The 12,350-nt window shown below is 33.2% G+C and carries 16 protein-coding genes and 2 pseudogenes; 5 read left to right on the top strand and 13 right to left on the bottom strand.

Annotation, left to right across the window (positions count from 1 at the left end; genetic code table 11):
• Nucleotides 1-28: 28 nt before the first annotated feature.
• The 9 genes and pseudogenes from AB3211_RS07345 to AB3211_RS07300 form a co-directional block, all read right to left on the bottom strand.
• Nucleotides 29-112 carry a hypothetical protein gene (locus AB3211_RS07345; protein ID WP_367364844.1) on the bottom strand — a complete coding sequence of 28 codons (84 nt, stop codon included), beginning with the start codon at nucleotides 110-112 and terminating at the stop codon, nucleotides 29-31.
• Nucleotides 113-264: 152 nt separating this feature from the next.
• A pseudogene (locus tag AB3211_RS07340) lies at nucleotides 265-471 on the bottom strand (transposase); the annotation flags it as partial.
• 56 nt (nucleotides 472-527) lie between these two features.
• Complete coding sequence (locus AB3211_RS07335) at nucleotides 528-932, bottom strand: transposase (RefSeq protein WP_367364157.1); 405 nt, start codon at nucleotides 930-932, stop codon at nucleotides 528-530.
• 390 nt (nucleotides 933-1,322) lie between these two features.
• Nucleotides 1,323-1,520: pseudogene (locus AB3211_RS07325) on the bottom strand (ATP-binding protein); the annotation flags it as partial.
• A gap of 73 nt (nucleotides 1,521-1,593) precedes the next feature.
• Nucleotides 1,594-2,181 (bottom strand): ATP-binding protein, encoded by a 588-nt coding sequence (locus AB3211_RS07320; protein ID WP_367364156.1) that lies wholly within the window; start codon nucleotides 2,179-2,181, stop codon nucleotides 1,594-1,596.
• Nucleotides 2,182-2,484: a hypothetical protein gene (locus tag AB3211_RS07315; protein WP_367364155.1), complete on the bottom strand. Its 303-nt coding sequence runs from the start codon at nucleotides 2,482-2,484 to the stop codon at nucleotides 2,182-2,184.
• Between the two features lie 57 nt (nucleotides 2,485-2,541).
• Complete coding sequence (gene istA, locus AB3211_RS07310; RefSeq protein WP_367364154.1) at nucleotides 2,542-3,381, bottom strand: IS21 family transposase; 840 nt, start codon at nucleotides 3,379-3,381, stop codon at nucleotides 2,542-2,544.
• Complete coding sequence (locus AB3211_RS07305; RefSeq protein ID WP_367364116.1) at nucleotides 3,353-3,643, bottom strand: LuxR C-terminal-related transcriptional regulator; 291 nt, start codon at nucleotides 3,641-3,643, stop codon at nucleotides 3,353-3,355. Before AB3211_RS07305 ends, istA begins: the two co-directional genes overlap by 29 nt.
• Nucleotides 3,644-3,794: 151 nt before the next feature.
• The gene (locus AB3211_RS07300; protein ID WP_367364153.1) at nucleotides 3,795-4,355 is read right to left on the bottom strand and encodes an IS5 family transposase; all 561 of its coding nucleotides are present in this window, start codon (nucleotides 4,353-4,355) and stop codon (nucleotides 3,795-3,797) included.
• 177 nt (nucleotides 4,356-4,532) lie between these two features.
• Here AB3211_RS07300 and AB3211_RS07295 point away from each other — a divergent pair, with 177 nt between their 5' ends.
• The gene (locus AB3211_RS07295) at nucleotides 4,533-4,793 is read left to right on the top strand and encodes a transposase (RefSeq protein WP_367364152.1); all 261 of its coding nucleotides are present in this window, start codon (nucleotides 4,533-4,535) and stop codon (nucleotides 4,791-4,793) included.
• A gap of 372 nt (nucleotides 4,794-5,165) precedes the next feature.
• On the top strand, nucleotides 5,166-6,101 hold the full coding sequence (locus AB3211_RS07290) for an IS110 family transposase (RefSeq protein ID WP_367364151.1): 936 nt from the start codon (nucleotides 5,166-5,168) through the stop codon (nucleotides 6,099-6,101).
• 344 nt (nucleotides 6,102-6,445) lie between these two features.
• Here the strand turns inward: AB3211_RS07290 and AB3211_RS07285 are convergent, their stop codons facing one another.
• The 4 genes from AB3211_RS07285 to AB3211_RS07270 all read right to left on the bottom strand — a co-directional run bounded on the left by AB3211_RS07285 (nucleotide 6,446) and on the right by AB3211_RS07270 (nucleotide 9,896).
• Nucleotides 6,446-7,264: a transposase gene (locus AB3211_RS07285; RefSeq protein ID WP_367364150.1), complete on the bottom strand. Its 819-nt coding sequence runs from the start codon at nucleotides 7,262-7,264 to the stop codon at nucleotides 6,446-6,448.
• Between the two features lie 65 nt (nucleotides 7,265-7,329).
• On the bottom strand, nucleotides 7,330-7,767 hold the full coding sequence (locus tag AB3211_RS07280; RefSeq protein ID WP_367364149.1) for a transposase: 438 nt from the start codon (nucleotides 7,765-7,767) through the stop codon (nucleotides 7,330-7,332).
• Between the two features lie 166 nt (nucleotides 7,768-7,933).
• A complete protein-coding gene (locus AB3211_RS07275) occupies nucleotides 7,934-9,232 on the bottom strand; it encodes an ATP-binding protein (protein ID WP_367364148.1) in 1,299 nt (432 codons plus the stop codon).
• On the bottom strand, nucleotides 9,216-9,896 hold the full coding sequence (locus AB3211_RS07270) for a response regulator transcription factor (RefSeq protein ID WP_367364147.1): 681 nt from the start codon (nucleotides 9,894-9,896) through the stop codon (nucleotides 9,216-9,218). Before AB3211_RS07270 ends, AB3211_RS07275 begins: the two co-directional genes overlap by 17 nt.
• A 53-nt stretch (nucleotides 9,897-9,949) precedes the next feature.
• Between AB3211_RS07270 and AB3211_RS07265 the strand changes: the two genes are divergently transcribed.
• From AB3211_RS07265 to smpB, 3 genes are read left to right on the top strand one after another with little or no spacing between them, the layout of a single operon-like run.
• Nucleotides 9,950-10,852, top strand: coding sequence for a branched-chain amino acid transaminase (locus AB3211_RS07265; protein WP_367364146.1), 903 nt, complete (start codon nucleotides 9,950-9,952; stop codon nucleotides 10,850-10,852).
• A 27-nt stretch (nucleotides 10,853-10,879) separates the two neighbouring features.
• Entirely contained in the window at nucleotides 10,880-11,776 is an 897-nt protein-coding gene (gene dapA, locus AB3211_RS07260; RefSeq protein WP_367364145.1) for a 4-hydroxy-tetrahydrodipicolinate synthase, read from the top strand.
• Nucleotides 11,763-12,221: an SsrA-binding protein SmpB gene (smpB, locus tag AB3211_RS07255; RefSeq protein WP_341758213.1), complete on the top strand. Its 459-nt coding sequence runs from the start codon at nucleotides 11,763-11,765 to the stop codon at nucleotides 12,219-12,221. The genes dapA and smpB overlap by 14 nt, the downstream gene beginning before the upstream one ends.
• The last annotated feature ends 129 nt before the right edge of the window (nucleotides 12,222-12,350 follow it).

Genomic DNA, 12,350 nt, shown 5'->3' with positions numbered 1-12,350 from the left:
GTATGACACAAAATTTGTATCACCTAATTCAATAGCTTTCACTATATATATTATTTTTCTTTAAACCAGCTTTTCTTTCAAGTTCAGTAACTTGGTAATTACGGTCTTTAATAATTTTATCTAAATTTTTTTGTAATGTTGTATCTTAGTACAGGACAAAGAGATTAACAAGGTGATAATCGGAGTAAAGATGGTATCATTGTATACTTGCAGCAAAACTGCATAACTTTATCTAATTTTTTTGCTATACTAAAATACATTGAATTAGGTGACAAAGAACATAGAAATAGCTTCGAATAATTTACTAGTTTCTGTTATCTTATTTTTAATCCATTTTTTCATATTAGCCCAAAATTTTTCTATTGGATTTAAGTCTGGTGAATATGGGGGTAAAAAAATAACCTTACAACCTACTGATTCTATTAATTCTTTCGTCTTCTTTGATTTATGGAAACTAGCATTATCTAGTATACTACTCGTAAATGAAGAGTTGATAGACGAAGATCAAAATTATGAAGTGCTAGGAGTCAAAGGGTCGAGGAGCGGAGCGTACATTTAGTACGTGAGCACCGAAGATCCCTGAAGACGACAACGCAATTCTTGATTTTCATCGAGTATACTACAACCTGTCCTGCTTTTAATTCTTTAATTAAAAACTTCTCAACCCAATTATTAAATAGTTCTGTATTACAAGTTCCATTAAACACAAAAGGGGCTATCGGCTTATTATTTACTAAACCAGCTATGATATTAGTTCTTTGATACTGTTTACCACTTTTTTGTCCAACCAACAATTCTCCTATCTTACCCCAACCTCTATCTTGGCAAATGGTCCTATCTATACCACTCTCATCAAGATACACCATTTGCTCTTTGTCATATTTACTGACCTTTTCTAAATATTCAGATCGTTTCTCTGCACTTGCTTCCAAATAGCTGAAGGTTTTTTTTTATAACTATAGCCTAACTTCTTTAATATTCTTCCAACTTGAGTGCCTGTAATCCCAAATCTTTTACCAAGATCTTTTAGGTTCTGTTGACAAAAATTTTAACGTAACCATATTAAAGTTCCAACGAAATTTAGAAAAGCTAAAAAAGTGGCTGGAGCTTTATCAAATCTAGAAAATATACGCCTAAAATGTTTGATTTTACCAAATAAGCACTCAATTGTAAATTGTAATCAGCTATTGCCCCCCTATTGTAATAAACTATTGCCCCCCCTAACCACATAAAAAAATTAGTTAATTTTGGTTAAAATTCAGATAGAATTTTCTAAAATCATTGTAATTTTTAATTAATACCGTAGTCTATTATTTTAATCTTTAATCTACATCTTTCCCTCCTCTAAAACTTTTATTACCAGTTTCTATGATTTGACAATGATGTGTCAATCTATCGATAATTACTTTTGTTGCCTTAGCATTACCAAACATATCATTCCATTCTTCAAATCTCAAATGGGTAGTAATGATCACTGAAGTTTGCTCATACAATTTAGCAAATAACTCAAATAACAGGAATCTAGCTTCGGCTTTTATTGGTATACTGCTCATAAATGAAGAGTTGGTAGACGAAGATCAAAATCAACAAGTGCTAGGAGTGTCCAAGCCGAGGAGCACAGCGTACACTAGTACGTGAGCACCGCAGGTCTTGGACAACGACAACGCAATTGTTGATTTTCATCGAGTATACATAGCCTAATTCATCTACTACAATCAGATGGAATCTCTTAACTGAATCGATGAATTTGCTTTCATAATTATGGATTCTAGCATTAAGCAATTGGCTAGCTAATTCATTTAAAGTATAAAATCTTACCCTGTAACTTTTTTCAATGGCGGTGAACGCCAAACCAATTGCTAGATGAGTTTTTGCAGACCCAGAACCACCTATGAACATGATATTCTGATGATTATCAATCACTTTTTGTATATCAATATTTTCAACCAATTTAGCTTGGCATGTATCTGATAGTAACTTTATGGTTGGGAACTTAGCTAGTTGCAACCTATAACCTAGCGAGCGTGACTTCTTATATTCACACTCTGCTTCAAGAAGTTTCTTTAACACATCATACACACTAGTAGTAGGAACATCATTTGTTAAATTACTTGACTCAGCTAACTGCATCTTCATACCGACTAAACCTAATTTATCTAATAACAATATTAAGTCTTTCATTTAATTTACCTCCGTTGTTAAATGCAACTTGCTATAAATACTACAATCAGCATCAGGAGGATTTTTTAGCTGAATAAACTCAGTCTCTTGGATATCTAGTTTCATTGCTGGTTGCAACAAATATTGCTCAACTAATTTAGAGCTACAGCCGCCAGCAGCAATTGTTAGGTTACAAGCATTTGTTACCTTTTCTAATCCATACTTATTAACAAGTAGCAGGATATCTATAAATTGTTTATCACCATCCTTGTAAGTCTCTAACTTATTTCGTAGTTTGCCAAATATCTCAGGTAACAAACTCATTAACTCTTTGAACGGTCCACCATTACGTAAAGCACCGGGTTTACGTTCTAGAGCTGCTTAGTGCCATGGATTATAATTCTTCTGATAGCGTTTAAAACTACGAACATGCTCTGCAATAATCTTGCTTTTATGTAAAATCACTATTTGCCAAGCATAGGATTTAATCTGTACGCTAAGTCCCACATATTCACACGGAACACTATACATATTGCTGTCGTATTGTATTAAACTCAAAGGTGATACGGTCGTTGGATGTAATCTATAACCGGTAAACTGCCCTCTATATCCTATTAAATATGCCTTCTCTTCCTCATATATTTCTAGAATCGTTCTTTCTGTAAATTCAGGATGTCTTTTAGTTTTAGCCCACTCTATAGACATCTCTCTTAGCTGAATGTTAATAGCTTCATAACTATCTCCTTTCAATATTGGAGTAAAAAAGTTACGTCTAGTGTCTCCTACTTGTTTCTCAACCTGTCCTTTCTCCCATCCTGATGCTGGACTACAGGCAAGTGGCTCAAATAAATGGTGAGAGACCATTTGGATAAACTTCTCGTTAAAGATACGATCCTTGCCAATCAATATTTTTTTGACAGCCGTCTTCATATTGTCATAAATACCATTCTTACAACAACCAGCAAAAAACTTGAAAGCTTGATCATGGGCATCCATAACCATTTCCAGCTGCTCATTAGGATAAACCACTACCAAAGAATAACGACTATAGCATAGCTTTATTCTCGCTGCTTTAACTCTAGTAACCTCCCCATTTAAACATATTTCTTCCTCTCCCCAATCAAACTGAAACGCCTGACCAGCTTCAAAATTTAATGGAATAAAAACTTGCCCGCCCCTTGCCTCGTATTCTCTACGGAAGTTTCGTACAATTAGATTCACAGATTCGTAACTTCCTGTATAACCCGATATCTGAAGCTGTTGGTATAGCTGCCGTCATTCTACGTCGAACCGACTCCTTGCTATTCTCTGCTAATAGCTGATTTAGTACTTCAAGATGATTGCCAAGAACAGGCTTACCTTTGCTATATTTTGCTAACTCAAATTTAGTTTGATTGCTGCGAATGACTTTTTTTACTGTATTCTTTGATATATTCAGTTCTCTAGCAATTGCTTTAATTGCTTTGCCATCAACGTAATACATTCTACGTATTCTTCCAATTGTTTCCACTATAAACAACCTTTTAAAAACTCCTTAAAAAAATATTAAAAATATTAATTTTTTGGAGATATTGTTACTTATTTAGGGGGGCAATTTTCATTACAATTTTTCCCTTAAAGGGGTCAATAGCTGATTACAATTTACACTCAATTAAATGTCGTTCCTTATAAGTATGTTTATCATATTCACGTTGTACTTTACGGTTAGATTTTGGTGGTATAACAATCTCACACCCCTTATTTTCTAAACTTTCTACAAATGCACTACTATCGTATCCTTTATCGGCTATCACAGTCGTATTCTGAACATCTTGAGTAAGATTTCCCGCTTGAGTTATATCATTTCTTTGCCCAGCAGTTAGTATAAACTTTAATGGATTACCAAGGGCATCAACAAGGGCATGAATTTTAGTACTAAAACCACCTCTGCTTCTACCTAAAGCCGCTTCTTCTTGATTACCTTTGATATATCCAGATGAGCAAGCATGTGCTCTCACAATAGTTGCATCAATCATAATTGATTCCATATCTGCATCTACTTTAACATAATCCATTAAATCCTCCCATATACCTTTGTCAACCCATCTCTTAAATCTGCGATAAATACTGTACCAACAACCATAATCATCAGGTAGAAGACGCCATTGGCAACCTGTTCTAACAATAAACCATATTGCTTCAATAAAATGTCTCATTTTTTCTTCATTCTTGTTGTGTATACCATTTTTTTTTCTTAAAAAATGATAAAATTACTTCCCATGCTTGTTCTTCTATGTAATACTTCATATTGGTAGTTCCTTTTTTTGATAACTAGAAACTACCATTTCTTCTTACTATGGCAACTTTTTATTCCTCTTTCCTAACTATAATTTTTGTCAACAGAACCTAGAGAAAGCGGTAGTTATAAAGGTAGAAGAAGTATCTTTGCCGGTAGAGGTAATCTACGAAGAGTGCTGTATATGGCTGCAGTTGCTGCCTTACGATGTAATAAGCGTTTACGCAATTTTTATGACCACTTAATTGCTAAACATAAACCAGCAAAAGTTGCTCTTGTTGCTGTTATGCGCAAATTACTAGCTTTTATGCACTCTATTGTAAAAAATAATTCTTCCTGGAATGAAAATTTATGTTAAGTTACTATTTTTTTATTGACTTCCATTACGGATGCTGGGGTATATACTCGATAATCAAGTTTTTTTCTGAAGGCTACAATTCATGGCAGTTTATGTCATCCCCGCGTAGGCGGGGATCTCAAAAACCTTCAAGTCTAAGGTGTTTTTGTATTTTTAGATTGTATCTTGAATATTAGCTCAATATGGAGTTAATATGGTCGGAAGGAGTGACGCCGTTTAATTTAGATTGGTCTTTAAAGATCGAGGGAATCTTGGTGCACTCCTTCCTTGAATCGCAAAGTATAATACGAACGGTAGGATGATCCTTTAGAGATCGAATTTACAATCATGTATCAAAACTTTGCAAAACAACCACTATTATAGGTAAAGCAAATGACTGAAAAAAGCAAGATATTTATGGGAATAGATGTTTCAAAAAATACGCTTGATATATCTATTAATAATATTCATTATAAGATTAAAAATACAGATAAAGCTATTTCTGATTTTATAAAATCAGAAATAGCTTCTCTAAATATTGTGCTTACTGTTTTGGAATCTACTGGTGGTTATGAACGTTTAGTTATGAGAGTGTTGCAACAAGCCGGGCTTACTGTGCATAGAGCTCATCCTAATAGAGTTCACGCTTTTGCCAAGGTCTGTAACCATTTTGCTAAGACTGATAAATTGGATGCGTTATTACTTGAGAAATATGCAGCTTTTATTGCTAATGATGAGAAAGGAGACCAAATAATTTCTGTTATACAAGAAGAATTACAATCTCTAAGGAGCATAGAACGTAATATAGAAGAAGGTATACATGCTAATCAATGCAGAGCAAAAGTTGCATCCGAGAAGGCTAAGAAATATCTCGAGGAAATGATAAAGTGTGGCAAAAAACAGCTTGAGGAAATTAGAAAAGATATAAAGGCTGCCATACAGGAAGATAAGAGTTTAAAGGCAAAAAATGATTTACTCATAAGCTATAAAGGTATAGGTGAAAAAACAGCTAGTGTTTTGTTAATAGAATTGCTAGAACTCGGTACGCTAAACAATAAAGAGATTGCAAGCTTAGTTGGGCTTGCCCCAAAAACAAGCCAAAGCGGTCAAAAAACTAATGGGGCTCATATTAGAGGCGGCAGGTTTTTTGTACGAAAAAGCTTGTATATGGCTGCTTTAGTAGCGATGCGTCATAATGACAAAATGAAGGCATTATATGAACGTATGACTAATGCTGGTAAAAAAGCAAAGGTCGCTTTAGTAGCCGTTATGCGTAAAGTAATTATTTGTTTAAATTCTATGGTAAAAAATAATAAAATTTATGAATAATAATCTACTTTTTTTCTTGACTAACAAGACGGTAGATTCCCGCCTACGCGGGAATGACATCTTCTCGACTTCTTTTCATGACTTTTAAACTGTCCTGAATTATATAACTCAATAAAAACTTGATTATCGAGTAAAAGACTAAATAGTCTCCCCGTCAGAAATGCTAAGAATTAAGAATAAATCAAACAATTAAAACCTTAACAAAAAATTTTTGCATAAAATTTGGGGGTTTGATTTTTGGAGTAAATTTTTTGCTATAAAAAGCTAATCTTTCGGAAACTTTGACATGATGATTTGTTAACGACTTTATAATTATTTGATTAATTTTCTTTATTTGCTAATTTCTATGTAGACGGATTTGTTTTGAGAAGGTGATTAGCAATACATCGTAAGTTCAATCCTACAGCGGAAATTAACGGATTAACGATATCCCCTATTACTCCTTTTAAGTAGTTTCTGCCAACTCTACCATAACTTTTAAGATGCCCTATTATCGGCTCTATGGCACTCCGTCTCTTGATCATTGCCTTATCATCTGAGGATAGTTTTTTCCTGCAATATGGGCTATACACCTTGCCCTTCTCCTTAAAATTATTCCCCTTATAGCCTGAGTCAACAAAGGTTCTTGCTACTTCGACTCCTGTTAATTTTTTTACAACCTCTATAGTCTGCGATAATGTATGCCCATCATACGGATTGCCATGAAAAGACTTTGACGCTAATACAAAATTACCTCGTCCACTTACCGCTATCGAAACCTTATTACCAAACTCGTATGGCTTGTTTAATTTCCCTTTACCAATACACTCTACCTCCGGGGCATGAAAACTATATAATATTTTATTATCTTCTTTATATTGTTCTTTTTCTGCTTTACTCAGTATAGATTGCACCTGTATCTTCTTTATCTTATTTAGTATTTCTTGTTGGTTTGCCGATAAACTTAATTTTGCTTTAGCTATTTCTCGCTGACATATCCTAACTAAACGACCCAACAACACTTTTAAATGCTTCATTATTTTCTTACGCTTTTTGGCTTTACTATTATCTTTATATTTCCATAATTTTAATATGTCTTTTTTATATTGCTTGGCATATGTTTCATTTAACTTGATGCCTAAGGCATGACATAACTTTACTAGCTCTATTCTTGCCTTATCCATCAAATATACATCATGTGGATACTTAATATTCTTAATTTGTACAGTAGTATCAATGATTATCGATGCTAAGTCTTTTTTTTTACTACACCAGCTTTGCAGCCGATTCTTATCAGCTCCTTTAATATCTCATTATAGCCATCTTCTTCTAATATAGCACGAAACCGCCGGATACTAGATTCTGATATCTCAGCATCTTTCTGCAAATATTCCCAACCACAAAAATACTGCCAATATACGTTCTCTCTTAGCTCTTCCTCAGAAGCTGCATCTGACAGGTTATACATCGCTTGCAGCATAGTCACTCCAAGTAACAGACGGTGACATCTGCGATTCCTACCAAATTTCTTGATATCAACATTCGCCAACAACCACTCCTCTAAACTAGACCAATTTATTAACGATCTTAATTTATATAACTTATTATTAGGGTTTAATTCCTCGGTCAATTTATAACCAAAAAGTTGTCCTTGTCTTTGTGATTTCTCTATATTTTCCATCGGCATAAATCAACTAATCCATAAGGTTTATGCCCATATTATAGCATTTTCTTATGGATTCTCTATATTTTTTTACTCGCTAAACATATTAGATATTATATCTCTAGACTTCTGACGGGGAGACTTAATAGTATACAATTATACCGTGAAGTAAAACCTTTGAGCATCGAATTCATGTTATTAGAGGTAGTGAAATTTCAACCAATAAACCACCTAGAATTTTACTATCCTGCAAGGATATTGTTCCATTATGATCAATGATTATTTCTTTAGTAATAGCAAGACCAAGTCCAACATTACCTGAATTATTAAGTGGGCGTGACTTATCTGAACGATAAAATGCTTTAAACACTAATAATTTCTCTGCATCCTTTATGCCAATACCGTTATCTTCAATTTTTATTATTACGTTAGTAGAGGTAGAGCATACAGTAATTTTTATTTTTGTAGAATATTTTATAGCATTGCTTATTACGTTAGATATTGCACGTTCAAAGTTGATAGGCTTGATTTGTGCTGTTATCTGCTTTGTTGCAAGCAGCTCAATATTGGCAACAGGCCATTTATTTATGATAGTAGATAGCCAAGAAGATAATTCAATTATTTGAACTTCTTCACCATTTTCACCCTTAGCAAAGTCAAGGTATGATTTTATCATTTGTTGCATGGTAAGTATATCTTCCTTAAGACCTTCTGTTTCCTCAGATTCTTTCATTAACTCCAGTTGTAACTTCATTCTAGTTAGGGGAGTACATAAGTCATGCGAAATCTGTGCCAGCATTCTAGTTCTTTTAGAAATTTGTTGTTCAATTCGTTCTTTCATTTTCAGAAAAGCAATACCAGCCTTTTTGATTTCTTTTGCACCAGAAGGTTTAAACGTTGGTAATCTTGTGATTCCTTGTCCGAATTGATCAGCAGCATCTGCAAGAGTTAAAATGGAGTTAATTTGCTTTTTAGAGAAGATTAAGGAAACAGAAAGTAGTAAAATAGTTAAGAAGATTAACCATAGAACAAAAATGTAAGCCGTTGGATTCATCAATAATTTTGCGGGGAAAGTTATTTTTAGTAAACCATCGGTTAATTGGAATAATACTTCAATTCTTTTTGAATCATTAATCTTTACTATATTTTTCTTATTAATTTTTACGTTAATAATATTTTTAAAAATCTCTAATTCTTCACTAATTCTAGGTTGTTTGCGTGGCAAGTTTAATTCTTGATGAAACTGATACGACAAATTTAAATAATTTGTCTCTGTTGTATTTTTTTCTAATAAATTATTGTCGTCTTGTTCAAGAAGGGAAATAATCTCATTAGCAATAATATTGCTAGTATAGTAAGAGACATTATACCAGTGACGATCATAGAACAAAAACACTGCTAGAATTTGTCCTATTAATGTTGGAACAATAATGATGAGAACAAATCTAGCCAGTAAAGTTTGTGGTATAAGTTTATGTATAGATAGCATAACCGCTATTCCGAATGGTTTTTAGATATTTTGGTTCTTTAGGGTCATCTTCAATCTTACTTCTTATTCTGACAATTTGTACGTCGATAGAGCGAGGGCTAAGCCCTCCCATTATTTTTGACAACTCATCACGTTTCATTTCTTGTCCATTGTGTTTTAATAATACTTCTAGCAATTTTTGTTCTGTAGAACTCAATTGTACAAGTTGATTATTTTTTATAAATTCCTTTGATTCTAAATTATAATAATTATTGCCTAATCGCTTGATTTTATCTTGTTTTTTATAATTATTATAGCTATTTAATAGGTTATTAATCCTGAGTAATAATTCTTGCGGTTCGAAAGGTTTGGTCAGATAATCAGATGCACCGGATTCTAATCCCTTGATACGATCACTTGGTTGTGATAGTGCAGTTAGCATAACAATTGGTATAAGGTTTTTACTTGATCTTATAGTATGGGCAAAATCAAGTCCTGTAACATTCGGCAACATAACGTCTAGAATAATTAAGTCATAAATAGAGGATTTTAATAGTTCCTCAGCTTCTTGGACGGAAGCTGCTGTTGATACTAAAAAGTCGTTTTTATACAAAAACTGTTTTAAAAGTTTTTGTATTCGAGTATCATCATCGACTACAAGAATGTGAGGCTTAGGGCTTTGCATAAATAAAGTTTTGGTATTTGAGATTATACTAACTGAATAATGAAAGGTTGACAATGATAATAACACAAGAAAATATAATTGTAGAAGAACGGCCTAGAAACCTTAAACAATTATCAGGTTATATCTGGATTAACGGTAATTTTATTGCTTGGCAGGAAGCTAAAGTAGATGTTCTTACTCATAGTTTACATTATTCTGGTGGAGTTTTTGAAGGAGAAAAAGCCTATGATGGAAAAATTTTTAAATTAGAAGAACATACGCAGCGTTTGATAGAATCGGCACAAACTTTAGCTATGGAAATGCCATATAGTTTTGAAGACATTATAAAAGCCCATCACTTACTTATAGAAAAAAATAATATTAAAGATGCGTATGTTCGTCCTTTAATTTGGTATGGTAGTGAATCTCTTAATCTAACTAATGTAAATTTATCAGTTAATTTATTAATTGCTGCTATTCCATCAACTCCTAGACCTTCTGATGCTTTAAGTTTGCATATTGCACGTTGGCGGAAATGTCATCCAAACTCGCTGCCGCCGCAGTGTAAATCGTCAGGACATTACAATATGATGATAGTATGCCAAAAAGAAGCTAAGTCTTTGGGTTATAATGATGCAATTCTATTAGATTGGCGAGGATTTATTGCTGAATGTACTACTACAAATATCTTTTTTGTTAAAGGAGAGCAATTATTTACACCGATAGCTGATAGTTTTTTAAATGGCATAACGCGTCAAACAGTTATAAAACTTGCTAAAGAGTTAAATCTTGAGGTTAAGGAAGAGTACATAACTCTAGATAGGTTAGGGGAGTTTAATGAATGTTTTATGACTGGTACAGCTGCAGAAGTTAAGGGGATTAAATCGATTAACCGTGGTGATCAAAATATTATCTTTGAAGATAGTAAAATTACTAATTTGTTAAAAAAAGAATATAATAGCTTAGTGCGTAGGTAAATAGTGATATAATGGGACTGATGCAAGATGAACAATAATATATTTAAAGGGCTTATTACAGCCATTATAACCCCTTTTAAGGATAATAAATTAGATTTTGTTTCTTTGGAGAAAATACTTAACTATCAAATTGATAATAAAGTTGATGGAGTAGTGATTGCTGGTTCTACTGGTGAGGGGCCTAGCTTAAGTTTACAGGAATATCAATCTTTGTTAGAAATGGCTGTAGAAATTACTAAAAATCGTACCCAAATAATAGCAGGTTGCTGTGCTATTACTACCAGTATAGCCATAGATATGATAAAAATATGTACAAAAATTCCTGTTGATGGGTTTATGTGTAGTATTCCTTCTTACGTAAAACCCATGCAAGAAGGAATTTATTTACATTTTGAAGCTATACATAACGCTTCTATAGATAGGGCAAGTAATTTGCCCATAATGCTGTATTCAGTAGCTAGTAGAACTGTGGTTGACTTTTCAGATGACACGATAGTTAGGCTCAGTAAACTACCACGTATTGTAGCTTTTAAAGATGCAGGTAATGATTTAGAACGTCCTTTGAGAATTAAGACTGCTGTAAGCAAAGATTTTAACTTATTGTGTGGTAATGATGGAATAGCTTTATCTTATAATGCTCACTCGGGAGTAGGATGCGTTTCTGTTGCCTCTAATATAGCACCTAGTTTGTGCAAAAAATTACAGGATAATTGTCATGCTGGTAATTATAAAGAAGCTCTGCGAATAGAGCAGCAATTACTACCCTTATATAAAGCATTATTTGCAGAAACAAATCCAATATCAGTGAAATATGCAGCGTGCAGATTAGGGCTATGTTCTAATGAGTTAAGGCTTCCTTTAACTTCAGCGTTGAAAGTTACCGAGGAAAAAGTAAATAAAGCTATGGACTATGTCGGAATATAAGAAAATAATAGCACAAAATAAAAAAGCATATTTCAATTACTTTATTGAAGAAAAAATTGAAGCTGGCATAATATTAACCGGGAGTGAAGTTAAATCGCTGCGTCAAGGAAAAGCTAGTATAGAAGATAGTCATGCAGAAAATTCGGCAAATGAAGTGTTTTTATATAATTGCCATATTGCGGAATATGACAAAGCTAACAGATTTAATCATTCGACTAGAAGGACACGTAAGTTGCTTCTTAATTCTAGTGAAATAAAGAAAATAATTGGTAAAATTCGCCTAAAAGGCTACACTCTTGTGGCTCTTTCTTTATATTTCAATAAAAAAAATAAAGTAAAAGTTGAGTTAGGCATAGCAAAAGGTAAAAAATTACATGATAAAAGACAGTCTATTAAAGAACAAGATTGGAAGAGGGATCAGGGGCGGATTATGCGTGCGAAGTAGGGTGAAAATAATACATCGTATGTTTACAAATGGCAAGATGTAAGAAAAGTTTTTGAGAATATCAAAATTTATTACCCAGTTCTTTGGGAGACTTACCAAAAACTAGCACAGTACCTTGGCTTCTTAGAG

This window comes from Candidatus Tisiphia endosymbiont of Nedyus quadrimaculatus (genome assembly GCF_964059235.1).
GTDB lineage: Bacteria > Pseudomonadota > Alphaproteobacteria > Rickettsiales > Rickettsiaceae > Tisiphia.
The sequence above is the reverse complement of the archived record's forward strand: the minus strand, read 5'-3'. Positions and strand labels throughout refer to the sequence as shown.